This is a genomic window from Paenibacillus sp. Paensp38 (genome assembly GCF_059491915.1).
Map to the genome: position 1 here is coordinate 3,997,413 of NZ_CP168516.1, position 25,984 is coordinate 4,023,396.

Sequence of the window (25,984 nt, forward strand, 5' to 3'; positions counted from 1 at the left end):
CAGAAACGGGGAATGCATCATGGCGAGAGAAAGTTTTGATAAAGAAATTCAATTCCTGCGTATGCTCACATTAACAAGCGGCGCCTATAATCGGCAGCAATTCGCAGATAGACTGGGCATTTCGGTACATACCTTTGATAAAACAATCCGGCGTCTCAAGGAAATTGTCCAATCGGTACAACAGCAGTTGCCTGCGGAACACGGACATGATTTTAATGAGATGCTGCGCTTTAATTATTACGAATCGGCTGATCCATTATTGTTATTTCTGTTTCGGGCCAAATCGCTCAAGGAATCGGAAAGCGTCCGCTTATCCCTTCTGCTGACAGCGCTACAGTCACAGCCTATGACCACCATGGAACTATTGGATGCTTGCTGCAACGGGCTGCCTTCCGACAGTTCACTACCGGATGAGAAAACGATTCGTTCCGATCTGAAATATCTGGTTGAAGTCGGCGTCGTTCGCAAGGAACCCGGCGGCAGACCTTACCGCTATGCTGTCCGCAACGATCTGGTGACAGAACTGACGGACGAGGAGCTGCTGGACTTATATGATTTTGTAGACATTATGGCCAACACCCAGCTCCCCTCTGTACAGGGATATCTGCTGCGAGATCATCTTAAAAAAGCCATGCGCCGTCAGCTCGGAGATCGGGAGATGGCCGAACCTTTTTTATATAAATACCACTATTATTCACGCATTCTGGACGAAGCCCATATTCATCCGCTTCTACACGCCATTCGGCAACGCCGCTGTGTAACTTTTTTATATTTTTCGACGTCCAAACGAAGCATGTACGGGTCACAAAACACAAACCCGCTGTTTGAAAAAGAGACCGACGGCCGTGAACACACCATTCTGCCCCTACAAGTCATCTATGATCATCAATATGGACGTTGGTATATTCTGGGTCATGTAGGCGGTAAAGGAATCATGAAGTTTCGTATGGAGGGCATGACTCAATTGGTGGAGGGCAAGCCTGTACCAGAGCAGTTTCATGCCGATCTGCTAGCGGTGTTGGAAGAAAAAATGCGGTACAGCTGGCTTGTTGATACGGGTCGTCCTGTGAAGGTGCGGGTACGTTTTTTCAATCCTGAGGGCGCGAAGCGCAACTTTATTCGGGAACGTGTGCTGTCACAGGGACAATGGGGTACGATCGCGGAGGAGGAAAGTGAATCCTTTATCTATGAAATCACAGTGAATGGAATCACTGAGATTAAACCGTGGATTCGCAGCTTCGGATCAAGCTGTGAGGTATTGGAGCCTCAGCGGCTACGGAAGGAATTCAGACAGGAATGGAAGGAGCTGCAAGCCTATTATGAGCCTGTTCGAGAAAATATTTAACTACCAGATCGTCTCACGGCTGGATGAATCGGGCGCTTTTGCTACCACATCACAGGAAAGAATTTGGCTCAAATCTATGCTTGCAGACTCGGCAGCGACAGAGGGTTTTACCCCGGCTACACTTGATAAGCTTCGGCAATTACTTGCAGACGACGAGCCGCTGGAGGCCGATGGAAGTTTGCGGGAAAAGGCAGGTATCCCTGCTGTCTCGGTATACCATCCACTCTTGCGTGAATTGCGTTCCATTCTGCGATCCCGTTCTGGCATCTGTGTGACCTACAAACTGCGCAACGGACGCTTGCATGAGCGAATGTCCGGTTTTCCATATAAGCTGGAGTTTTCCATGGTCAAAAAAGAATGGAGCCTGCTGTGGTATAATCGCAGACACCGCGCGCTCATGTCTACCAAGCTATCTAATATCGTGAACATCACGGAAGATGAGCTTCTACCCGAAGAGGCCGATAAATTCACCCAACGTATACTCGGTATACTGGAGTCGCGCAAGGAACAGGGCATCATCGAAATTGTTCCTGTATATAACGGTGAAATGTCTCGTATTTTATATGCTTTTTCCTGCTTTGAAAAAGAGGTCGAATATGTTCAGGAAGCAGATACCTATCGTATTACACTCACTTTCCAGGCAGACGAATGTGAATATGTGTTATCCAAAATCCGTTTCCTGGGCAAACGTGTCAAGGTCGTCCAAGGCTCCCGGCTGATCTCACGAATGAAGGAGACAACAGCCAAGGCCCTTGCACGCTACGAAGAGGAATAGCTACTGAGGCAAATATGAGATACATCCATGTAAATAGCCCCTCCCTCCGTCTGTTAATGAGACGAGGGAAAGGGCTTTTAAACGAGTTATGGCAAGGCTTGTCCGCGCGCACTGACGTACAATTCATACCATTCCTCACGGGTCATCAGCTCGCTCTGGCGTTCCGCATCCTGACATGCTTTGATTCGTTCAGGATTGGCGCTGCCAATGACAGGCTGAATCCGTGCTGGATGCTTCATAAGCCAGCCAAGGACGATCGCTTCACGTGTCGTTTCCTTTTCAGAAGCCAGCTTCTGCACCAGCTCTGCCGTCTTAACGACATGCTCAGGCGCCCCTTCCAAAGAACCTCCGCTAAAACGTCCCTGCGCCAGCGGTCCCCAGGCTTGGAGCTGAATATCCTCGGTTTGGCAATATTCTAGCAACCCTTCACCAAAATGTACATTCGTCCCCGCCTGCTGGTTCACATGTACGGTCTGATCTACAAAATGCAGATGTGCCAGGCTCATCTCCAGTTGATTAGCGATCAGCGGCTCCGTCAGGCTCCGCTCCAGAAAACGAATTTGGCTTACATTCATATTAGAGACGCCAAAATGCCTTACTTTGCCGGATGCCTTGAGCTCACTGAACGCTTTCGCTACTTCTTCCGGCTCTACCAGCGGATCGGGGCGATGCAGCAGCAAGATGTCCAAATATTCCGTACCCAGACGCTTCAGGATCCCATCCACGGACTCCATAATATGAGCATATGAGAAATCAAAACGGCCCGGGAGCGTACCATCTGGCAGAAAAATACCACATTTGGACTGAATTACGATTTGCTCACGCAAGCCCGGCTGTCCCTTTAAAATCTGACCGAAAATCTCTTCCGCTTTCCCCATACGATAAATATCCGCATGATCGAACATCGTAATCCCAATGGATCGTGCAGCTTCTACAGCTCTCTCCGCTTCAACGACATGCTCCTGCGTAAACGGTGCATGGCTCCATTCTCCACCAAAAGGCATACAACCAAGCGCCAGCCGACTATCGGAGATTCCACGTTTCTGTAAAGGCATAATCTTCATGCTGCTCCTCCTTCAACCTTCAAAATATTCCCTGCTTCATCCACATATGAAGAGTCCGTGGGACCGCTATCACACACCTATTTTACCACTTACTTACGGTCGTGTTCGACAATGCTTGTATTGAGTTCAGTCCTTCCACAGCATACTGAAGAAAGAACTGATTCACCTTAATCGTTATGAAATCCGGGACGAGGCCAAGCAAGGTATTTTTGCGTATATTGGCGGACTTTCACCGCCAAGTTATCATTCATACCGATCGCACTATATAAAAAAATAGACGGAAAACATGTCGTTTCCCGTCCAATTTTTTTATTTTAGTTACTTATTAGACAGCCCTTCTTATATGTAATAATCAATAGCCAACTTCAGCAGATAAAGCGCGAGCAAATGCAGCGGATAAAACAAATAGAAAAAGGTTCGTGGGCCTTTTCCCCTCTCTCCATTATATCGGGATAGCAGAGGGAGTGCAAAAATACAGGCCCCGCCGATCGCAAACGGATAAAGATATTCGTTCATTGTGCTGGCGTTGATGCCCATGATGCTGAGCGAATCGGGAACAGCCCATATAATGATGACTCCGAAAATGAACATAAGCGCAATTATTGCAATAATCCATCCGTTGTAAATCTTCTGTTGTTTGCGAGCGACATAGAAAGCTAGAACCAGTAACACTCCAATTACACTCCAGTCTCCCAAAAAAGAGACTACGCAAAGAGCCGAAATCGCCAAGTATTTAAGTACAGGATTGGTCGTGTTGTCATAGAACCATATTGCCAGTAGGCCCATCAACAACGTTAGCATGATGTTTCCCGAAGTATACCAATCTTTAAATACCAATCCGTAAGGCACCACACTGGCTAGCCCGGTTAGAGCAAGGCGTATTGTATATTTTTTGAAGCTTCTGGTATGGATATATCCTTCGGCTACAAAAAAAGCCATGATAGGCAATGTAATTCTGCCTACCACCTGAAAGCCCAAAAAATCGGCAAAAAATAGCCCTCCAATATGATCAATTAGCATTGCTAATACTGCAATTAATTTTAAACTGGTGGCATCAATGCCCTTCACCTCTGCTTGAACGGATAATCTTTGTTCCATATTCCTCCCCTTTTCTTCCCGAAGGACTATGCCCTCCATATCTATTCTATTCGTAAACAGGTCTGTTCAGGAGGCTCCGGTCTCCCATCTTATCTAAGAGGTGCTTCAACAATTGGCGGGAAACGGGAATAATGCGCCTTGCTTCTCCGGAATTCTGATTGGTTTGAAAAATGATCTCCTTCTTGCTCTTATCTATAGATTCCACCTTCATCAGGTTTACGATAAATGCCCGATGACACCGGAACAACCTGGGGTCCTTAGCCTCAATATCTTTCAGATCGCCGTAAAACTCAAGAGTTCTGTTTTCGGAAACCAGACGGATTTTGTGGGGAACACCGGTTGTTTCAAAGTAATAAATGCTGGAGAAGGAAATTTGAAATTTCGTAAATTTATTGTCGAGTATAAACCAATCATCGACATCCAACACAGGCTTTCTTTGATGGGCAACAGCAAGAACGTCTCTTACCTTTTTTTCCATTTCATCCTGAGTAGCATCCTTGATAATGAAATCAAGAGCTGCTACCTTGTATTGGAAGGTAAGCGGAGACAGATGACCGTGGGTAGTTACAAAGACAATATGCCCATACATATCATATTTTCTGATTTCTTGGGCAACTTCCAGTCCCTTCATCTGGCAACCCGAGATTTCAATATCAAGGAAATACAAGTTATTCGCACAAGCTTTAGATTCAAAAAGCAGGAGATCCGGCTTACTGGTGACAATGAGATTGCTGCAGCAGATGCCAAGTTCCTCGCAGCTTTTACGGACCATCTTTTCCATTATGCGCTGCTGGATAAACTGATCTTCCAGGATAAAAATATTCATGATGTCGCTCTCTTTATAATTAATGTTTGCGTGAAAAAATCCGGTTCCTTTTTGGTATCCAAAGTTACATACTTGTTGCTGCGCAGCACCTTTGCTATATTGTACAAGCCAAGACCCCGATTGTCCGCTTTCGTTGAAAAGTTCCGTTTGTAGAGATCATTCACCTTAATCCCGTCAAGTGCAGAATGATTATAAGAGTTTCGTATCGTCACCGTCTGAATATCGTCTTCATGGATCAGTACAATATTTATGGACGGATTGCAGGTCTCTAATGCCGCATCGATTGCATTGTCCAGGAAACAAGAGATTACTCTGCAAAGGTCTATAATATCCATATACATTTCACTGATACCGCTATCAATTTCCAGTTTTACGTCAACTCCACGCTTCTTTGCCACCAGCACCTTGGATGTAATAATACTCTTGAGCTCACTCACGTCCAGATTAATCAGGTTATCCAGACTATAGGAATATCCGTTCAACTGTGAAGCAGTAGGTTGGATAGAACTCTCATATATCCGCTTGATCATCGACAAATCCCCAGTTCTGATCCCCTCGTCCAGCATTAACAGGATATTGGTATAGTCATGTCTGAAGCCGCGGATGTCTTCGTACATTTTTTCAATCTCCATAATATAAGCCTCCAGCTGCAGGTATTGTTCCGTCTTGTTCTTCTCTAGCTCACGTTCACGCAGGAAGCGATACAGCCAATTGATCGTCATCAGGAAGATGGAGGTCAAGCCGATCAGCATCAACACAATCTTTAATCTGCTTGGATACGGATTGTTGCTTTCACACTCCGAATAGATAATGAGTCCGAGTCCGATGATCCCCAAGACTAAGATTAAAGAAGCTCCGACGATAAGCTTAATCCGATATAGCTTCAAAAGCCTGACCGCCGGAGTAGGAAACAAATAAGACACAAGCTTTCGGAGCGCCAAGTAGATCAGCGGAGGTGAACAAGCGGTTAGGAAGGGCGCCGTCCATTTGTTTTTATATTCATAAGGAACCGCATAGCTGATTACCGTTATGAAATAACCCAGCAGTGTCGTAATAAAGATGGTAAGGATGGCGTAGAAGCCTATGACCCACAAGGATTCATATTTGTCGGTCAACCACCCGTATAATGCCAGTAGCACAAATAGAAATAGGTAAACAATCAGTCCGAAGTTATTCAGAGCTGTTATTCCGATAAAATAATACATGACTAAAAACAGCAGCAGCTTATAATTCATACGGAAAACGCTTAGACCATTGCCGCTGACCATATGATATATTACAAGATAGCTGGTGTATTGCAAAAAATAAATGCCGGATGTAATCATTTTTTGTTCAATTTCCAAACTTTTGGGTTGACTGGTTCATAGAACAACCCGAAACAAATCCCTCCTCCTTCACCTCTTTTACTCATATGCTCCAGTAGCTTAGCCTTGAGTCTCTGGGTATGGTTGTTTCTGTGTTCTTTAATATTCTTGATATTGTTCATAATTAGCATAACTCCTTCTCATTATGGAATAGAATACTGGTGTGATGACGACTGCTTCAAGAAACAGCCCGAATATTAACCAAGGATAAAAATCTAGTGCGATGGCCACGAAAACAAACACTATACTTAAAAAGATAGCTTGTAATCTGCATGCTCTTCTTAACTTCGGATCTACCAATGGATTGCACTCCGTATCGGCCGGAGCGTATCTGGCAATCAGAATGATAGAAAGCAGACAGAGCGTCGCCAAAAAAAAGCGGTTCCATTCTACTTCCTTTAAGAGCCAGGGAAGAAACACAAAGGTCAGTAGACTGACCCAGGTGCAATGATGCGACTTGCGAGCATGCCAGCCAAAGGACTTTCGCCGGACCACTGTATAGGAAAGCAGCATCGCAGCCGTTTCGGCTAATACACCGAGCAAACAGGCACTGACCAATACAAGAAGTATTTTTTCTGTGCCAGCCAGTATGTTCTCTAGATAATAAAGCACATAAGCACGCTTCTCCGCTTCCAATTCTTCGTCTTGAAAGTATTTATCAATGATCCACGTTGACAATTGATGATACAACGCCACCGCCCCTCCCTAACTTAATTGTGTAGGAAGCTGGAATTGAACATAATCACGATATTTATCATGCCAACTCATTAATTCGTGATGCGTGCCTACCCCCGTTACTTCTCCTTTATCCAAAAAGATTATCTGGTCCGCTTTGTAGATGGTTGACAAACGATGAGCGATAACAATGGTCATTTTATTCTTGGAGAGAAGCTTGATTACATCATGTACAAGCTGCTCTGACTCGCTATCCAGATTGGCGGTAGCTTCATCAAACAGCAGAATCTCATGGTCTGAAAGCAAGCATCTGGCAATCTGGATTCGCTGCTTCTGTCCCCCCGATAATTTGACTCCCCTTTCTCCAACAAAGGTATCCAAACCATCCGGTAATTGATAAATTACCTCCTTCAAGCCTACTGTATCAAGAGCCGCATAAATCTCATGGTCATCCGCGTCTCTGTTTAGGCCATATACCAGATTGTCTCTCACTGATCCTACCAGTAAGTCACTATCCTGCATAACATAGGATATTTTGCGACGCCATTCTTCCGTCCTAATCTTATCCAAATATACATTATTGTAATAGATTTCTCCATTATATTCTGAGTAAAATTTCTCTATTAAAGAAAATATTGTTGTTTTTCCCGAGCCGGAAGGCCCTACGATCGCTGTAGTGGTACCGCCTCTGAAGGTTAACTCCACGTTGGATAATACCGGTTGGCCCTGGTTGTACGAGAAAGAAACATTGGCAAAATGCAGGATATCCGAATTCTGATCATGACTTTTCATGTCCGGCACACTGCCTAACTTTTCTTGCTTCTCATCCTGCTGGTTATATATAGTATAAATTTCCTTACTTGCTCCCTTGGCCTTCTGATACTGCGAGAAAAAACTGCTGAGCTGGGTCAGAGGCGAAACCATTGTAAACAAATAAAAGATCATGGATACCAAAGTACCTGTAGTGATATGTCCAGCGGCAATGCCGGCGCTTCCATACCAAAACATTCCTACCAAAGCTAGCATGATGATAATTGTTACAATCGGCTCAATGACAGCTGACAATATTCCCTCTTTGATGTTCAAGCGAAAGATACGTCCAAGTATCTCCCGAGTATATTTCATTTCAAGCTTTTCCGACGTCGTCGCTTTAATGAATCTGATGTTATAGAGAATTTTGGATAACTCACCGGAAAAATCTGCGGCTGCATCCTGTGCCTCAATCGCTACTCTATTCATCCTTCTTCCAATGGGATAGATTAGTAGCGCCGTTATAGGAATCAGAGCAACGAGTACACTCATTAATCTCCAATCCAACACAAATAACATGATGATGCAACCAGTGACCATCAGGACATCAGCCAGAATAGAAGGCAGAGTGATAGCCAGAAAATTACTTACAATAGCAAGGTCGTTCGTCATTCTGCTGATGATTTTGCCGTTCTCGTTGTTATCAAAATAATTAACCGGCAAATGGATAATTTTTTCCCAAATTTTCAGTCGCAGTTCCTGAAAAAACTTGCTCCCCACATATCTGAGGAGCAGAGAAGACACGGCGTTTAAAATCCCTCCGGCCAGAAACAGCGAAATAAGCACAGCTGCGGTCTGGATCGTCAGCTCCATAGCTGAGATCTTATCGACAAGCTTGCCTGTAATGATCGGCAATACTAATGAAAAAGCGGCGGAAATCAGTGTAAATACGATGCTCCAAGCAAGCGCAAGCTTGGGCCATCTCGCAATTTTGATTAACTCCAGCAAGGAATGGGCCGTTTGTTTTTCTTCACCAATCTTTTTATATGCCGTGCTCTCCATATTCAATTCCATTATGGCTTAATCACCTATTTCTCTTTGTGATTTTCGTATTCTAGCAAAAACTTCATTGCCATTGTATAGACACCTGCGGCTATCGCTACCATGACAATATAGGAGAGCGACAGCTTGGTTCCTATCCAGTCCGTTTGGTTGCTTAATTGGAACAGTAAGAAGCACACGGCGCTTCCGGCAAGAAACTCCAAAGAGTAGGAGAATTTCCGCCCTCTCTTCAACCTATCTAGTATAATATCCACTATAATTACAGCGGATGTAAGCATAAAAGAAATTTTATACAGCATAATCTTATCTCCAGCAACAATCTGCTGATCCTCAAAACTTGCAAAGTATCTGGCCAAAATTGTACCGATTACTAGGTATAATACGACAACTAGCACATTTATTCCGACACATTCGGCTGTGCTGTAGGTAATAGTCCCTTCGCTTCGTTGAACCAGGGTCGCTGCCAAGCTTGAAATAAACAGGACCAGAAACCAAATATAAAAATATGCATCCAGTTGAAAAGAGAGAAAATCGGTAATCAGTCCCACCATGACTGTAATAATTTCTTTTAATAAAATGAACATTACCGTCTCCTCCTTTTAGCTAAATACCAGCATCTGCTTCCATGTACTCAAGTTCTCATTATCACAGGTCAGCAGTGTCAGCAATACACCTGCACATCCATCGAGCAGCCCTACTTTATCGAGAGATAACGGATCATCAACTCTTCCCTCAAGGTCTGTAAAGGGTACTGCCTCTTGAGTATTCCGGTATGATAACATACGATGCAAAAAATCATTCTTGAACGGTATGGCTGCCGTACGGCTGAAATGGTGCTGAATCAGGAGCAAGCCTGCATAGCCGTGACAGATCGTCGGTGAAATTACCTTTCTTAGCGAATCTGGTCTGGAGTAGACGGTATTGAACAATTGCAGAGCCTGCTGCTGCAGCGCTTTGTCCTCCAGGGCCAATCCCAGCCGGAACATAGCCACAGAAGCTCCCGGTGTGCCGTAACACCATGCATCTCTGTGATAACCTGGATTCCGACTAGTCTCTGCGGATTCATCCGGTGTGAACATATTAGGTATGACAAGGGTGCCGTTCCACTCTCTGATATTTCCGAGTAGAAAAGTCTTGGCAACTTCCAGTACTTCTCTCAATCCTGTTAACGGGTAGCGGCGGAGATGTGCAACAGCCAGCAAATTAATGGCTCCTGTAATTCCGTGCGCCATGCCAAGATTATAGTAAATGGTCTGTTCGGGAAGTTCCCCGAAATGTCTCAGCTTGCCTACAGCATCCGTAATCAGTTGAAGGATCTTAAGGAGCACCGCATCCAGCTTCCCAGCGTATCTGTCTTGGCGTTCCTTAACCTCCATTAATGCAGCTGCAATCCCCGTCCATCCTGAAATCAAATCCAAGTCGCTATCCTCAATCAAGGAGTCTTCCAATTTCCCCCTTGTCTCCTCATAGAATTCCCCATAGCTGCTAAGAAACATATCCAGCGTCTGTGAGAGCACATTCGTATATCTTGTTGAACCTCTTGAACACTCGTTGAACAGATAAATAACACCTGCCAATCCGGTATACAGTGACAATGAATGGAACGGTATATTGCCGATTAAGCGCACAATCTCCTGATTGTACTTGAAAGCAAGCGCATCCCACCCTTCCCCCGGGTAGACTTCATCTAGTTTATCCAGAAGAAGGCTGATCCCGGGATATCCTGAAGCCAATGATATCAGCTCCATTTCAGGGTAATCATGCATGGCGTGCTTCTTGATTAGCAGGGTTACAGTATCTATATCTTTGTAAATTTCTGCGCTTTGCCTGACTATTTCAGATAAATTTCCCGGGACTTGTTTGACCGCCATAAGCTCCTCCTCAATAAGCAACATGGTATTTGCTTACCTGTAAATAATCTTCCAAACTGTAGTAGCACAGGTGTAGGGCAAGCTCTTCCTTTTCCCGGTCCAGGCCGAACACTCTGTTGCAGAACATGTGCATGATGCTGAACATAATATCATCGTAATAATTGGTTCTGTCGTCAGCTTCCCGGATAGCCGTGAAATATGCAGCGTATTGCCGCAACCTGTCGCCTGTATCGCTTGCTGGCAAGGATATGGAACGGGTCTGTTGAATTCTTTGGAATAGCGCTTCTTTGTGTTCCCGATACTCCTGTCTGAATTTCTTTGGATCAATAATCGCAGCCATAGCCTTCAATTGATCTTCTGCCAGCGGATACGCGCAGTTCACAACCTCAAAAAGTCCGGTACAGCAAAATAACATCTGATCGGTTGCATTAATTGACCTCTTGCCTGCATAATAGCCTGAAACTAGATAAGAATCGATAGCAAATAACCTCTCCGCTTGTTCAATGAAGGCTGCGCCGCCATACCGCAAAATTTCAGGCCGGTAAGGAACAACCGAATAGGAACTAACCAATCCGGACGAGGTTACAGTATTCAGGAAATCAAAAACATAGTTCAAGGCCGTGAAACGCTGATGCTCTACGCTTCCCGACATTTTGCACCTTAGCCTGATATGCGGCTCCTTATCTGCATACTGGACAAAAAAAACCTGGTCAATGAAGTACTCGGCGCTATTGTCCATGAATGTCTTAAACGCACTGCCCAGCAAATCGGTTAGCATTTCCTGATTGTAATATACCTGCAGGGATATCCAATCCGAACCTGGATAATAAACGGCATTCACCGAAGAACTCAGCACTTTATTTAAGCTTTTATCGGTAGCCTGTGCAGACAATCTGTCTATCGGCAAGTACTGAAACATCGGGCTTTTGCAAAAAAATACGCACTCCTCCATATATCGGTTAGCGGAAGCGAACAATTCTTTCTCCGTTTCCATAATAACGGCCGCCTTGCCTTCCGGATTCCGGGTATATTCTTTGTGCAAAAGCTTTCGATGATGATGGCGATCCAAATCCAGCAACAGCTTATTGTCCAGCTCCACCAAATATACATATCGCGGAATGTTATACTTTATGATCCAATCCTCCAGAAAGGACAGAAACTGTTCTTCGCTCTGGAGCTGTTTATCCGCATATAATGTCCATTTTTTGGGGCAGATGATGATATTTTTATAGGTTACTCTCGGTGTAAAAGAAGAATCATAGAGATACTCCTCCAGATGGGACCATCCGGTCTGATACTGCAGATTAATATCATTCAGAAACCGGATCAGATAAGGCGCCAGCTCTGTATTGTACATGCTGCTGAGTTTGGGAAATACCAGTTCGCCTGTTTCCCTGTGCTTCAGATAAAAGTATCCCGAATCCTCCACCCCTACCAGCAGCTGGGAAACATCTAATTTCCGATTCTCGGGAAACGTGGCCATATCCATAGATTGGTCTGGTGTCGGGCCTGCCGTCATAATATTAGTTATTTTGGGACTGAATGGGTAAAATGAGATTTCAGCGGCGCTCTCCCCTGCTTTCTGATCCTTCGGGTTCCTGACAAAATTGAAGATTTCATCACGGCTATCCTTGTCAAACATGTAGGCAAATCTTCCGAAGCTCTGACACGCTTCCAATGATCCGGCTCTGTTGTTTAAATAAAACGTAACTTCACCTTGCTCATTCTCCATGCAGGAATAATACAAATCGAACGAGACATGGACATTCTCCAGACTCAATTCAGACAGCTGTTGGATTTTGACCTCGTCAAGCACGATATCCGAATGATTGACAAGCGCTTCGGTCTGCCACTCCGCAATTAGCGCCTTAAGCTGTCGGAACCTGCCTTCATCCTTGTGCCTGTACTTATCTCCGTTCTGGTAGTGGCTCTTGTACTCTTCAGGTTTGCCGAGCCCCAAGGTTTTACTGAACAACTGCAATAAGGGCACTTCTTCATATACTCCGTACTTCTCAGTAAATTGCTGACGATAGTCGGAAAGTGTATCCTCTTTCCTGTACGTAGAAAGCATGCTCAATATTGAAGCTATTTGGGCCAACGATTGCCTATCGCTGTCCGACAATAGAATTTCATTTACCTGATTCAGTCTTACGTCTATTTTGACCAAGTCGCCCTGATAATCGGGAAGGATAAGCTGGACTAGTTTTCGGACAGCCTCAATGCCTTCGCGTTTGACCGCAGCAACTGTAATGTCCTGAATGGCTTGTCCAACTCTCTCCAAAATATCTGAGTAATATGCTGCCTTGGGAGTAGCAAGCAGCTTTAGTGTACGTATCAGATGCGCCAGAGGAGCGCTATCCCGAGGATTGGGAATCATCTCACTTACCAAAAAGCCTTGTTCTATCAATTGCTGCAAAAAATCTGTGCTGATCGTGTCATCCACGCCGAAGGCGTCTTTTATAGCTTGCATAAGCTGCAGAAAAGTCTGCTGCTCTTTATCAAGGATCTTCATGATGAAATCTATGACCGGGGTTTTGAGAATAGATATATTTTCAGTGCTTCGTTCCTCCTGATCTGCTGCAAACAGAGTCTGATAAGAGATGACGAGCCTGTGATGGTCAATGTAAGAGGTGTTATTTACACTCAGTCTCAATTCATTGCGGACATCCGTATCCCCATGGAAAAGCCCTATTAAGCGGTAAATTAGGCTATAATCCGGAGTTGCCCAGACGACATGTTCCCCGGCGCCTCCCGTTTTTCCAAATCGGGAAATGCCTACTCCCGCGAACAGTCCAAACGGTGTTGGTCTACAAATTGCCCGCGAAATGAACTTGCTTAGACTTAGGATAAGATTCCGCTTTTTTTTGGACTTCAATGTTCTGCCTTGTTCCAGGCTTTGCAGTGCAGCGTAGGTCGAGGGGCTGGAGACATAAATGGAATCTATCAACCCCTGCTGCTGAACGAACCGTACAAGTCTGTCAAGGTATTCATCATCATCTAGTTGTTCATGATCAAATATCTGCGTATAATACTCCATGCCAAGCAACGTTTTCCGGTACATGTAATTTTCCGAGATTTCAAAGTTCTCCAACATGCAATCAACCTCTCATCTGTCTTAAAGCACGAATTGAACCGGCAAGGCTTACTTCATAATAATTCCGCTGAACATCAATCAGTCTCGCGCCTTGACGGAGCAGACACTCCATTTCTGTGCGTCCGGCATTCATCCCCTGCGCGATAAGCTCTCCGCTAAGAGAGGCAACAACTCCGCTGAATAAGGCGCTGGCAATACTCGTACCGATACCCACTGTGTATGCTTTGTCAAATCCCAGCACTTCATATAAGTAATCCTCTGTGTCGAAGCTCGATTTGGCAACCATTACCCAATCATTGTTGTAATTGATTTCATACTCATCACCACTCGGCGCAAAAAATTGATCGTTGAGCGTATTGCTGAACCCGGAGATATCCCCGTTCTTATTAGTTGATCCAATTGGGTATACTCCCTTTAAATTCGCAGGTACTCTGTACTCCTGCGTAATATCGCGTCCATCGTTTCCTGCGGAACAGACTACCCATATGCCTTGCGCATTGGCGCAGTCAACCAAAGCCTGAAACCTATTGAACTCGAATAAGTCGACCTCATATTCTGTACGATAGCTGACGTTGATAATTGGATATCCTTTAGCAATACCCTCTTCCAGCGCTCTATACAACCATTCAAGCTTGCTTATTCCTTTTTTGTCCGTAATTTTGTAGACAACAACCCGAGCGAAAGGGCATATCCCCTTCAATATATATTTGCCGGTAACAGAGCTAACCATTTGTGTACCATGCCCGACGTAATCGCTTAGACAAGGCTCATAAGGTACAAATGACTTGCATTCTGCCTCAACTAGATTACCTTGGATCTCTGAGTGGGATTTATCGACGCCTGTATCAATAAACAGGATAGTAAGCGGCTGACCAACAGTTGCACCACAACTAAAATGATCGGTCAGCCGGGCTACATGCCAATTGTATATATTAGGTTTTATCATGCAATCTCCATAATGTAAGTAGGGGTAGCCTATTTCACTACCCCTGACTTACGAATCGCTTATGAATTATTTACAATTGGAACAAGAACCGGTACAGATACAGGTAAGAGTTTTACATACTGCTTTGGATACCTTAATGGTTGTTTTGATGATTGAAGCTTGTGGGCTAAGCTCACTGGCCTCATAGCTCTTTCTTAAATCAAGGTCAAACATTTGATCTACTTTCATTTTCCTCTTCCTCTCTGAATTAGATTATAATAAACATGATTTCAGTGGTACCCCTAAATCACGTTTATTGTGAGTGACCGTATGTCATATCTTGCTGTCGATGAATAAAGAATATATCTAATTCTCCCGTTTTTTATACTTTATTCCTGAAAGGTATTCCAAACCTCCTAAATTGCAGTCATTTTGCTGCCCATGCGGCATGGCATAAAAAAATACCGACACAGAGCGAAACGATTGACGCTTAGAGCATGGCGTATGCTTGCAAGAATCCGATATGTTCTTATACAGGTGTCTCGTATAAATCGGCTGAAGAAGAGATGCTTAGCATGAAGCGCTCGTCCTATGGCTACGATGTGCTGGCTCTTGTGGACGAACTGCGATTCAAACAGGACATGACTGTAAAGGAACTGACTGACGCACTACAGGCATCCCAACAAGTACCCAAAATCTGTTGAGCGATATCAAGCTCTTTTTGCTGCATCTCGATGACCATATTCGTACGATACTGGCCGAAACGACGGAACAAAACGGTGACGTTCTCTTGTCTATGGGTGGAGTCCAGCCGGAAAAAGGCAATGAAAAATTGTACGTCTTGCGCGAAGTCTTTAGTGGAAACGTACTAGCCGCCAAAAATATGAAAAGTGAGGCAGCGAGCGATCGTTTGCTGTTCAGTCCATTTAACCTCTATAGGTGCGTTCGGAAGAGTTGTGGCCTGATGGTGTGCGAGTGGTCACAATCGATACGTGGACAACCGATCAACCCACTTGCGTAGCCGCTGCATATTTTTGATAAATAGCTTGAATTGGGTATAATCGCTGCACGAATATTAGAGAAGCCAAAAAATGTCAGCGTACATTATACTATTTTCCACAACCATTTAAGCAGTCAACTAATAAGTTGACCCGTTTGAGGCAGCTCTTGCTGAAATGGATAATAGGCTCGGTGTTTCCTTCTCTGATTATTTGGGTTTTTCAAGAGGATCCTGAAGAGACAAATAAGATCGAAGAACGGAGCATGAACCGTGAGACTTTTAAAATTCTCACGAATATAAGCTATAATCGACAATTAATAAGCCACAACCTTATGGATTGTGGCTTATTAATTGTCAGGAGTGAAATTAACCTATGAATTATGAAAAGGATGTATTCAATGTCTATGTTCCTCCATTGAAAAAGAATCTACTATATCGCTCCCATCATCCTTTATTCTTTCAAAGATAATATTTCAAGGTCGAGCTATAATAGGCTAGTGAAGAAGTAGGCGCTCCAGGAGTCATCTTGTTATACTTGTGTATTCTTGATTGCCATATCGCCAATTCACTTTTGTTACTTCACTTAATGAGGCTGGATCATACTACATATAAATGAGTCGAATCACTTTGGTCCCAATCCACATCTTTTTATCCGAATATCCCCATGCTCAGATATCGCTCTCCGGTATCCGGGGCAATGCAAAGTACCCGTTTGCCTGCTCCCAAACGCCGAGCTTCCTGAATCGCCGTCCATATCGTAGCTCCGCTAGAGGGGCCCACCAGAATCCCTTCCTGGGCAGCAATCGCCCGTGTCGTAGCAATCGCATCCTCATCCGAAACCTGCACGATTTCGTCATACACTTCCGTATTCAGCACGGTGGGAACAAAGCCTGGACTGGTGCCAACCAGCTTATGTGGACCGGGTTTTCCCCCAGATAGTACTGGCGAGCCCTTCGGCTCAACTACAACAATCCGCAGATCTGGCAAATGCTGACGCAGCACTTCACCCGTTCCCGTAATGGTACCGCCCGTTCCCGAAGAAGCGACGAACACATCCAGTTTCCCTTCCGTCTGTTCCAAAATTTCAAGTGCTGTGGTCGTACGGTGGATATCGGGGTTTGCCTCATTTTCAAATTGATGCGGGATAAAGCTCCCTTCAATTTCAGCCCCCAGTTCAAGTGCCTTGCGAATTGCTCCTGGCATCCGTTCTTCTGCTGGTGTCAGTACGACCTCAGCCCCGTAGGCTTTTAAAATGTTGACCCGTTCCTTCGTCATATTCGAGGGCATCACCAAAATCGCACGGTAACCTCGGGCTGCCGCATTCATCGCAAGGCCAATTCCCGTGTTGCCACTCGTCGGTTCAATAATGGTGCCTCCCGGCTTTAGATGTCCTGCCTTTTCCGCTTCGGCAATCAGGTTGCCCGCCGCCCGGTCTTTAACACTGCCGCTTGGATTAAAATACTCCAGCTTCACATACACTTCCGCATCCTGCGGCCCTGTGAGCCGTTGGAGCCTTACACAAGGTGTATCTCCTATTAAATCTGTAATACTATATACCACTTTAGGTGCCATCGTTGTATCCTCCTTGGATCGTTCCTTACAACGTTATTTACGATCTTCATATCATACTACCAAAATAACACACTTGGCTCCTTCCTACCTGTCGCTTTTGTAAATTACATAAAACTTATCAACTTAGTATGTAAAATTCTTGCAAAATGGGTCGCCAGATATCGCCTGTAGTGATATACTCGCATTACTATTTTTTCAGGAGGATACAAGACACTTATGAGTACTCAAGAAAATATGACAGCAAACCGCTTCCCTCCCTCCTTGCTATGGTTGACCCTTGGTGCCTTCGCCATTGGCATGACCGAATTCGTCATTATGGGACTACTGCCCAATGTAGCCCATGATCTTCATGTTACAATTCCGCAAGCCGGGCAGTTAATTACCAGTTACGCACTTGGTGTGGCTATTGGTGCACCTGTGCTTACCGTATTAACCCATAAGGTACCACAGAAAAAGCTGCTATGTCTGCTAATGATCATATTCATTTTAGGCAATCTTTTTTCCGTCATTGCTCCCAATTACGAGTTTCTGATTGCGGCCCGTATGGCTACTGCACTATCGCACGGAACCTTTTTGGGAGCTGGTTCCCTGATCGCTGCCCGACTGGTTCGTCCTGACAAGCGTGCGGGTGCTATTTCTATGGTGCTGACCGGTTTGACCGTGGCGAACATTATAGGCGTACCCTTTGGTACCTTTATCGGACAACAACTCGGCTGGCGTGCTTCCTTTGGAGCCATTGTGGTCATCGGCTTGATTTCTCTGTTTGGTATCATTCGTTATATTCCGGTGATTCATCAGGACAAGCCTTCCAGTCTCAAACAAGAAGTCCGAAGCCTGTTTAATCCAAAAGTGCTGCTGATGTTGCTCACAGGTGCAGTCGGTTGTGGCAGTCTGTTCACTGTCTTTACGTACATTACGCCTTTGCTTACGGATATTAGTGGCTTTGCCGAGCATAGCATTACCTGGATTCTCGTCCTGTTTGGCCTAGGGGTAACGATCGGCAACATCGTTGGCGGCAAGCTTGCGGATTGGAAACTGCTGCCATCCCTGATCGCAAACTATGCTGTACTGGCTATTATTTTGGCCATTCTGACGTTTACGCTTCAAAACAAGGTACTGGCGGTTATTACTGTCTTTATCTGGGGCATTGCTGCGTTCGGCATCATGCCGGGTATTCAGGTTCGCATCATGAATCTGGCCTATGAGGCTCCTTTGCTTGCCTCTACCTCCAGCCATTCCGCATTGAATCTGGGCAACGCAGGCGGCGCTTTTATCGGGGGAGTTGTTATTAATCAAATGGGGCTAGCCGCTATTCCATGGGTTGCATCGCTAATTACTGTCGGCGGTCTGCTACTCATGGTAGTTAGCTACATTGTGGATCGCAAGACAGCTCATACTGAAGCGATAGCGGAGATACAATCATAGAATCGTTTAGCAAGTTGGACGTAAACGAATGGTTCATTTTTCATAGATTGAGAGATATTGTCCACTCTCTTCCTCCAAATTCCTCATAGTATAACATTGTAATACCAATTTATGAGGAAAGAAGTGTGTATGATGAGCCTTTTTTTTACAAACAACACGAGTAACACGATCTATGCTGCCTATGCTTATCCTGATTCCGACTGTCACCCCACCAATTATTCTAAAATGGGCTGGTATCGGATAGAGCCAGGTAGTACGAGGGAAGTATGGAGCGGTTCTGTAGGGGGAACCACATTCTACTATTATGCTGAAGATCACTCTAATTCGTGGCGTGGTACGTACCGCACACGGCTTCCGAGAAGTACTGACCATGATTTTCATTGGTGTTGGAACGATAGCAGTGGATCATCCAGACGAGTGGGGATGCGCCGACTTGCCATTGATTCATCTGTAGACAATTACACTGTTGAGTTCAGCAGAACCAATCAAAGCTTACTGTCAACAAAGAAAACTCGTAGAGCATTACCTTCCAAATCGGAGGACTCCGGCATTAACAGAATTCCGAGAAGACCGGTTCGCTTTAAAAAAGGAACCCCGGTTCCAGTAAAGTCCAAACGATAAGTCAATGATGAACCGTAACCCACAAGATGGACATTTTGAAAAAAGTGACCCCCTTGCGGGTTATTTTTGTTTTCATATGGACGCGCAGATGCGTGTTACAACCACAGTATTTTGCCTCGCTGCTCAGCTTAACCAATGATCAAAAAAGTCTCGGTATCCCCGCTTCATCACCTGACTTGAAAACTGTTCCATGGCGTATGCCTGATTTTCTGTAGAAACCCGACGGGGTGAGGCGGCAGCCATATTGACCAGCTCAAACCAGTTTTTCTCATTCCCTGAAAAAGAATGCGTAGAGCTGATATGTCCATAGCAAGGATGCTCTGGCTTAACCACGATTTTACCCATAGCGAGCGCTTCGGTCAGCGGCATGGCGAACGTATCAAATTTGGAGCAGCTCCAGTACACCTTCGCCGTGTTCATCAGCGCAAACACCTCATCTTGCGTCAACGCAAATTGAAGTTTAACATTGTCCGGGATATCATATTTCTTCATACTTTCCTTGTAGCGTTCACCGCCAAATACCATATAGACATCCTTGTCAGGATTATGCCTCGCATACTCCAGTACCAAATCCGGACGTCGGTTCTCCTCATCTCTACCAATCCACATCACCCGGTTCTCTACCACTTGCGAGGGATCAAAATGCTTTTCCACCAGCCGCTCATTAAATCCGATCGGGATGACTGTCACATCGGTTACGCCAAACTTCGAAGCCATCTCCTGCTTGAGAAAGGCAGTCTGTACGATAGCCTTGTCCACGATCTGATAAAAAGGCTTCATCATTTCATAGCCTGTCAGTGCCGGATCAGGAAAACTATGCGGAAAAAGCACGCTGTTTTTAAAAAACATGTTCAAATAGGTAAAGCCAGATACCGTATAAATAACGTGCTCAATCTGCTGCTCATGGAGTTGGTCCAGTACGACGTCATAATTGACCAGGTCGCCTTTTTCGTGTTCATAACCCGGAAGCCAGTCATGACTGCTCACATGGCGCTCCGGTGATACAAATACGATGTTCACCCCCAATTCCAACCCGATTTGCTTCAGACGTTCTGCGAAAATACGCGGACCCTGTGCTTCAGCAAATTGTATTTTTCTCATGACCAAACCAACTTTTTTCATGGATATATTCCCTACCTTCTTTGGCTAACTAAATACAGTCTATGTCTTAAGCTACTATCTACATCGCTGGGCTTGTCCCCAATCCATCATCGCAGCACACTGGTTCAAACAGGCTAACGTTTCGTCCAACTGGGACTCTAATTGCTCTTTTGACCATTTGTCGCCGTTTCTATGCAGGTGCGTTCCAATCCTTTGCAAATCACTTGTGATTAACAACAGCATCCAGAGCGAAAATACCACAGCAAACATGCCATATTCCAGCATAAAAGCCGTTCGATCCACTCTTATCCCCAACAGCTCCAGCTGCTCCACGTAGGTGTCCAGTATACGAATACGCAATTCGGACGTCATGCGTCGGGGAAACAACGGATGGGACATGTCGATCAGGTGATATACATCCCACAGCGGTGTGTTCAGATGAGTATGCTCCCAATCCAGCACCATAAGCCGTTCCCCGCTCAGCGCATAGTTCCCCGGATGAAGATCACCATGAGACAGTACAAGCTGCTGTGAAAAAGATACATGCTCCAGCTGTACATACATACGCTGCATCTGTTGCTTAGATAATCCTAGTGAGCTGCAAAGCTGTAACACATCCGGCTTGCGCGTGTATAGCTCGGAAACCATCTCCTGAATGAGTGGCTTTGGTCCCCGCAGCGGTATCCCAGCAAAACGATCCGTCGGCAAAGCATGCCACCATGCAACAAGTCTAACAGCTCGCAATAAAGTTTCGTCTGCGTGTAGATGATGTAACGGACCAAGATCCTCAAAAACCATCCATTCTTCTCCGCCATCCACACCTGCATCAGACCAGGCTAGCAATCGGGGATAGATCGGTGATAACGCAGGAAGCACATGCTCATACACCCATCTCTCCCGCCCCTTCTGATCATCGTTGGTTAGCGGTTTAAATATATAACTTTCAGAGGATGACACGTAAAAACGTTCCACATGCCGGCCATTCGTACCTGTATATAAAACCTCACGATTCCGCACCAGCGTATCATTTAAGGTACCGTCAACATTCACATATTTATGAAAAGGATTCATAGCCACCCAACTTTTTTGTATAAAATGTAATAGCACGATCATATCACAGTCCTCGTTCCGAACGAAGCCCAGATCATTTTGGGGTAACTCGCTGCACCCAAAAAGGGGCTTGCCCAAGCAGATCATACGACCTGTTGGGCAGCCCCTTATCACATCCGTACTCCTATCCTTACTCTCTTCTATACCAATTAATATTGAGTATTGCCGGATTCACTCGTATTACTGGATTTAAAACCTTTGAACAATTGTTTTACATTATGATAACGAGTATTCGTAATTTTAGCTTTGCTGTTAGGACCGTCCGATCTCAGGATCGAGTCCTTTACATTGGAAATATCCGAGTTATCCAAAGTCATATTCACTCTGAATGTAGAGCCCCCAAGTTGGCGAACCAGCTTACCGATATCATCGGCTCTAAAGTTTTTAATGTTAATCGTACCTTCGGCATTAATTTGGAATACTTTATCATATGCGTGGAACGCTCCACCACCCGTAATGTTTACCGTGCCTGGTTCTTTAAGCGTCAAGGCATCTTCACCGACATCCTCCCACGTTACGTTGGAGATTGTGCCGTTGCCATATACATGCACCCCATCCGCAGCAGGGGCAGCGATGATCACATTTTTCAGTGTTGCATTATTTTCAAGCTTGAAAATAGGCTTTTGGGCCTCTTTCTGGCTTCCATCTCCCAAGGTATCGGGATCAGCCACTACAGTCTTGCCTTTACCATCGTAAACTTCTCCAGCTTTAACAAGTATGGTCTTATGAACGACTTCTGGAGCTGCATGTGCAGAATAATTGCCGACAAATAAGGCGACCAACATTCCTGATAAAGCGATACTGATTCCCTTTTTCAATACGTTAGCTGTGTTTGTTTTCATGTCAATTCATCCCTCTCGTAGATATTTTTCATTGTTCCAACTCTTCGTTGACTAGAACGTGTAGACCGTATCACCACCTTCGCACAATGAACCCAATGACCGATACACGTCTATAAAGCATCATTCAACTATTTGCATATGTATACTTGGTTTTTGGTTCAAAGTAATTTTGTCTCATAAATTATATAAAGCACAAATTGTAAATAGAGCGATTACATTTACAATTTGTATAATTCTATTATAATCACACTTCCAGTAATTTCAATATATTTCTCGGCAAAATATGTCCTTTTTTTCAATTTAGTACATAAAATTGCCTCTTTTATACTTTCACAAGTTTGTTTTTCTTCAATTTACACATTAAACAATACTTGAATACCTTGTTTCGTTTGCCTGCTGTTTATCACTTAATTGGTATTCAGAGTCCCTTTTATCGTATACCTCATTGCTGATGTGATCTATACTATTGAATGACACGTTTGATGAACGTATAATGTATTTAGTGCTTTGAAGCGTTACATCTCAACATTACTGGTGAGAAAAGAGTGGTTATCGTGCAAAACAATAGTGAGATTCCATTAAAAGAACAAAATATTGTGCTCATCGGCTTTATGGGTGTAGGTAAAACAACGATCGGTTCCCATCTAGCGCGCAAGCTGTATCGCGATTTCGTGGACATTGACCAGGAGATTGAACAAGAGTACAACATGCCAACAACAGAGATTTTCAAGACTTATGGAGAGAAGCGTTTCCGTGAGATTGAAAAAGAGCATATTTTGAAGCTGTGCAGCAACACACGCCTTAAAATCATTTCCGTTGGCGGTGGTGCATTTTTACAGGAAGAGGTGAAGCAAGCTTGTTTGGCTTCATCGATTGTTTTCTTCTTGGATTTAAATTGGGATTCCTGGAAAGATCGGCTCAAGATGCTGATTGACACCCGTCCTAATCTACAAAACAAGACTTTAGGGGAAATTGAGGATTTATTCCGTTCCAGACAGGACATCTACGCGGTGAATCACTCCAAGATCGATACAGATCAGTTGGATGCGGAAGAAGTCGCAGACTATATTATTCAAACGCTGAATCTAGGTTGGGAGTTATATGAACCTACTCGGGGATTGAATTAAGAGTTACACCAAAAAGGAGGGCTCCAGCATGCTTATCGCATGGGGGCCCTCCTTTTTAATTCATTGTGGATATATTACTAATTACTAACTGGCGAGTATGCCATCCATCTTTTAAGAATGGCTATGCAGCACCGTCAATATCTCTCTCAGTTCAGTGACAGGAATCTGCCCCGGTGCGGAAGCTTTCTTAGCGGCACCAAAGGTCAAAGCCGAACCAAACAGTTCTCCGGTCAGGCGGCTCACGACACCTTTCCCCGCCATCGACATCGTAATAATCGGCCGATCTGCATGCTCTTCTGCCATAGTACGCGTGGCATCCAGCAAAGTGAGCACATCGGCTGTATTGGTCGGCATCACTGCTATCTTAGGCAGATCGCCTCCCAATTCCTGCGCCTTACATAACCGGGAAACAATCTCCTCCTTCGACGGTGTCTTATGAAAGTCATGATTAGATATAATCACATACACGTTATGCTTGTGTGCTGCTTCTACCAGCGTCTTCACATCGCCTTCCTCATTAAAAAGCTCTATATCAATAAGTTCGACTTGCCCCGTTGCGGCTATTGTACGATTCAATTCCACATAACTCGCCGCACTGATTTCCTTTTCTCCGCCTTCCCGAGCGCTACGGAACGTAAATACGAGCGGAACATTGGCTAAAATAGACCGAATTTCATGTAAGGCAGATTTTACCTTTTCCAAATCCTCCACATGCTCGAAAAAATCGACTCTCCACTCCACGATATCCAGGTCGAGCGTACGTAAATAAGTAGCTTCTTCCTTCAACTGCTCCAACGTTTCTCCCACCATGGGCACACAAATTTTTGGCGCTCCTTCACCAATCAGGACATCTTTCACCTTTACGATTTTAGCCATCTCTATCTCACTCCCAAATTACAGTTTCAAGTCGAACATGTACAATAATTCATAGTATAACGCATTCTGAATAAGCATGCAGATGATATGATCCAGTCGTCGTTATTTGGGTTCAAGTGCGATTTTAGGCGACAATTTGCGACTTGCTGGAAAAACTAAACTGTACCGAAAATTAACAAACCCCGCCAGTACGATCCCTAGCACATTCACAATAATAGCTAGCACAAAAACACTGGATATCTGAGAATGTTTCAACAGAAAGCCTGTAAACACAGGAATGATCGTGTATGAAAGCGAGGTTGCTGTATAAACAAACCCGGTAATCTGTCCTTTTCGTTGACTAAAAAATTCACTCATTACGGTTAATGTTAACTGAAGTACACCTGATATTGAAAACCCGATAACACTCGCACAAATAATGGACGCAGCCCCTGACTTGAAAAGGAGAAGCGCTCCAAAAGCCAACAGGGAAATACATGGATAAATAAGAATAATGTGAACTGGTTTAACCCATTTTCTTAACACAATGACCAATACAAACACGGAAACCAGCGAACCCATATTGTAATAAACTAATAATCTGAGAGACTCTGATTCGGTCATACCGATAAACTGTTGTCCAAAAGTAGGCAACCATAACTGCACAATATAAAGCAAGGTAGGTCCCGTAAATCCGAGCAAGATAAGGCATAGCCCTTCCTGCCAAAACCGCGGCTTACTCCGGTCATTTGCCTCCAATTTTCCCGCTAGGCTTGATACAGAATTACCGCCACTTTGCCCCTTGGCGGGCTGCACGCGCATGTCTGGGAACTTCATTTTGAACAAGTACATTGCATTCAAAGCAAATATGAGGGCAGGTAAAAAGAAAGAGAACCCGTAGAAAATATCGTGATTCATAAAAAAGATAATCATTAGCGGTAAAAATGCCGCCCCAACGGATATAAAACCTCTCACCAATACTGTAGCCGAACCAGAGGATTGGGGGAAAGCTTCGATCAGCGCTGGATAAGTACCTGCATCAAGAAAAGAATTCGCTACGCCTGCCAGCACAGCCAGTACGATCGCCATCTCAAAGCTGGAACTCAGCGGTATACCGACCAAGAATACAGCCATCAGTAGCCCGGCTGCCACAATAAACGGTTTGCGACCATAACGGTCGGAGAGCACCCCGGATATGTACAGGGTAAACAACCTGCCAAATCCCATCGCAGAAACCAAGAGACTGATGCCCGCCTGATCTGTATGCAAATGCTCTGTTAAAAAGGACATGTGCGATGCCAGCATAATATTAAACATGCCGAACAAAAGATAGTTTACATAAAGTCCTGTCGCCACTGGAAAAGAAGTACGTTTCATCATGAATTCACCTGCTTTTGTAAGTAAGTCTTGTAGTATCAAAACGTGAATCATTTCACATTGCTTGCGTCGATGATGAAGTATAGAACACAATTTAAAATTTAT

Annotated in this window: 23 protein-coding genes; 6 read left to right on the top strand and 17 right to left on the bottom strand. The window is 44.6% G+C overall.

The genetic code is table 11. The annotated features are described in order from the left end of the window. The first annotated feature begins 19 nt into the window (after positions 1-19). Positions 20-1,345: a helix-turn-helix transcriptional regulator gene (locus ACEN8J_RS17655; protein ID WP_029517595.1), complete on the top strand. Its 1,326-nt coding sequence runs from the start codon at positions 20-22 to the stop codon at positions 1,343-1,345. Further along, positions 1,320-2,120: a WYL domain-containing protein gene (locus ACEN8J_RS17660; RefSeq protein ID WP_029517596.1), complete on the top strand. Its 801-nt coding sequence runs from the start codon at positions 1,320-1,322 to the stop codon at positions 2,118-2,120. Before ACEN8J_RS17655 ends, ACEN8J_RS17660 begins: the two co-directional genes overlap by 26 nt. 86 nt (positions 2,121-2,206) lie before the next feature. On the opposite strand, the gene ACEN8J_RS17665 is transcribed toward ACEN8J_RS17660, so the two are convergent. The 11 genes from ACEN8J_RS17665 to ACEN8J_RS17715 form a co-directional block, all read right to left on the bottom strand. Next, positions 2,207-3,184 carry an aldo/keto reductase gene (locus ACEN8J_RS17665; protein WP_039272461.1) on the bottom strand — a complete coding sequence of 326 codons (978 nt, stop codon included), beginning with the start codon at positions 3,182-3,184 and terminating at the stop codon, positions 2,207-2,209. 339 nt (positions 3,185-3,523) lie between these two features. Continuing rightward, positions 3,524-4,282, bottom strand: coding sequence for a TraX family protein (locus tag ACEN8J_RS17670; RefSeq protein ID WP_029517598.1), 759 nt, complete (start codon positions 4,280-4,282; stop codon positions 3,524-3,526). 46 nt (positions 4,283-4,328) lie between these two features. Beyond that, positions 4,329-5,108 carry a LytR/AlgR family response regulator transcription factor gene (locus ACEN8J_RS17675; RefSeq protein WP_029517599.1) on the bottom strand — a complete coding sequence of 260 codons (780 nt, stop codon included), beginning with the start codon at positions 5,106-5,108 and terminating at the stop codon, positions 4,329-4,331. Continuing rightward, positions 5,105-6,343: a sensor histidine kinase gene (locus ACEN8J_RS17680; protein ID WP_230585094.1), complete on the bottom strand. Its 1,239-nt coding sequence runs from the start codon at positions 6,341-6,343 to the stop codon at positions 5,105-5,107. Before ACEN8J_RS17680 ends, ACEN8J_RS17675 begins: the two co-directional genes overlap by 4 nt. Positions 6,344-6,571: 228 nt before the next feature. Then, a complete protein-coding gene (locus ACEN8J_RS17685) occupies positions 6,572-7,162 on the bottom strand; it encodes an accessory gene regulator AgrB (protein WP_069012913.1) in 591 nt (196 codons plus the stop codon). A gap of 15 nt (positions 7,163-7,177) precedes the next feature. Further along, on the bottom strand, positions 7,178-8,971 hold the full coding sequence (locus tag ACEN8J_RS17690) for an ABC transporter ATP-binding protein (RefSeq protein ID WP_081317629.1): 1,794 nt from the start codon (positions 8,969-8,971) through the stop codon (positions 7,178-7,180). A 14-nt stretch (positions 8,972-8,985) separates the two neighbouring features. Further along, entirely contained in the window at positions 8,986-9,543 is a 558-nt protein-coding gene (locus tag ACEN8J_RS17695) for a DUF5823 family protein (protein WP_016819877.1), read from the bottom strand. A 15-nt stretch (positions 9,544-9,558) separates the two neighbouring features. Continuing rightward, complete coding sequence (locus ACEN8J_RS17700; protein WP_069012940.1) at positions 9,559-10,830, bottom strand: lanthionine synthetase C family protein; 1,272 nt, start codon at positions 10,828-10,830, stop codon at positions 9,559-9,561. A 10-nt stretch (positions 10,831-10,840) separates the two neighbouring features. Further along, the gene (locus ACEN8J_RS17705) at positions 10,841-13,924 is read right to left on the bottom strand and encodes a lantibiotic dehydratase (RefSeq protein ID WP_069012912.1); all 3,084 of its coding nucleotides are present in this window, start codon (positions 13,922-13,924) and stop codon (positions 10,841-10,843) included. A 4-nt stretch (positions 13,925-13,928) separates the two neighbouring features. Then, positions 13,929-14,870: a S8 family serine peptidase gene (locus ACEN8J_RS17710; RefSeq protein WP_209018268.1), complete on the bottom strand. Its 942-nt coding sequence runs from the start codon at positions 14,868-14,870 to the stop codon at positions 13,929-13,931. Between the two features lie 66 nt (positions 14,871-14,936). Then, positions 14,937-15,098 (bottom strand): epilancin family lantibiotic, encoded by a 162-nt coding sequence (locus tag ACEN8J_RS17715; RefSeq protein WP_080561132.1) that lies wholly within the window; start codon positions 15,096-15,098, stop codon positions 14,937-14,939. A gap of 326 nt (positions 15,099-15,424) precedes the next feature. Here ACEN8J_RS17715 and ACEN8J_RS17720 point away from each other — a divergent pair, with 326 nt between their 5' ends. Beyond that, the gene (locus tag ACEN8J_RS17720) at positions 15,425-15,553 is read left to right on the top strand and encodes a hypothetical protein (protein ID WP_256026159.1); all 129 of its coding nucleotides are present in this window, start codon (positions 15,425-15,427) and stop codon (positions 15,551-15,553) included. 944 nt (positions 15,554-16,497) lie between these two features. Here the strand turns inward: ACEN8J_RS17720 and cysK are convergent. Further along, positions 16,498-17,421, bottom strand: coding sequence for a cysteine synthase A (gene cysK / locus ACEN8J_RS17725; RefSeq protein WP_029517608.1), 924 nt, complete (start codon positions 17,419-17,421; stop codon positions 16,498-16,500). 216 nt (positions 17,422-17,637) lie between these two features. Here cysK and ACEN8J_RS17730 point away from each other — a divergent pair, with 216 nt between their 5' ends. After that, positions 17,638-18,846 (top strand): MFS transporter, encoded by a 1,209-nt coding sequence (locus ACEN8J_RS17730; protein ID WP_029517609.1) that lies wholly within the window; start codon positions 17,638-17,640, stop codon positions 18,844-18,846. A 129-nt stretch (positions 18,847-18,975) separates the two neighbouring features. Beyond that, a complete protein-coding gene (locus ACEN8J_RS17735; protein WP_495593798.1) occupies positions 18,976-19,467 on the top strand; it encodes a DUF1036 domain-containing protein in 492 nt (163 codons plus the stop codon). A 123-nt stretch (positions 19,468-19,590) separates the two neighbouring features. Here ACEN8J_RS17735 and ACEN8J_RS17740 read toward each other — a convergent pair whose 3' ends face one another. The 3 genes from ACEN8J_RS17740 to ACEN8J_RS17750 form a co-directional block, all read right to left on the bottom strand. After that, positions 19,591-20,589 (bottom strand): glycosyltransferase, encoded by a 999-nt coding sequence (locus ACEN8J_RS17740; RefSeq protein ID WP_495593799.1) that lies wholly within the window; start codon positions 20,587-20,589, stop codon positions 19,591-19,593. 54 nt (positions 20,590-20,643) lie between these two features. Further along, entirely contained in the window at positions 20,644-21,681 is a 1,038-nt protein-coding gene (locus ACEN8J_RS17745) for an aminoglycoside phosphotransferase family protein (protein ID WP_495593800.1), read from the bottom strand. 146 nt (positions 21,682-21,827) lie between these two features. Further along, complete coding sequence (locus ACEN8J_RS17750; protein WP_029517613.1) at positions 21,828-22,520, bottom strand: pectate lyase; 693 nt, start codon at positions 22,518-22,520, stop codon at positions 21,828-21,830. Between the two features lie 554 nt (positions 22,521-23,074). Here ACEN8J_RS17750 and ACEN8J_RS17755 point away from each other — a divergent pair. Then, positions 23,075-23,647 carry a shikimate kinase gene (locus ACEN8J_RS17755; RefSeq protein ID WP_029517614.1) on the top strand — a complete coding sequence of 191 codons (573 nt, stop codon included), beginning with the start codon at positions 23,075-23,077 and terminating at the stop codon, positions 23,645-23,647. A 111-nt stretch (positions 23,648-23,758) separates the two neighbouring features. On the opposite strand, the gene aroD is transcribed toward ACEN8J_RS17755, so the two are convergent. Both aroD and ACEN8J_RS17765 read right to left on the bottom strand, forming a co-directional pair. Beyond that, positions 23,759-24,523 carry a type I 3-dehydroquinate dehydratase gene (aroD, locus tag ACEN8J_RS17760; RefSeq protein WP_341038806.1) on the bottom strand — a complete coding sequence of 255 codons (765 nt, stop codon included), beginning with the start codon at positions 24,521-24,523 and terminating at the stop codon, positions 23,759-23,761. 102 nt (positions 24,524-24,625) lie between these two features. Next, positions 24,626-25,882 carry an MFS transporter gene (locus ACEN8J_RS17765; protein ID WP_495593802.1) on the bottom strand — a complete coding sequence of 419 codons (1,257 nt, stop codon included), beginning with the start codon at positions 25,880-25,882 and terminating at the stop codon, positions 24,626-24,628. Positions 25,883-25,984 lie beyond the last annotated feature (102 nt).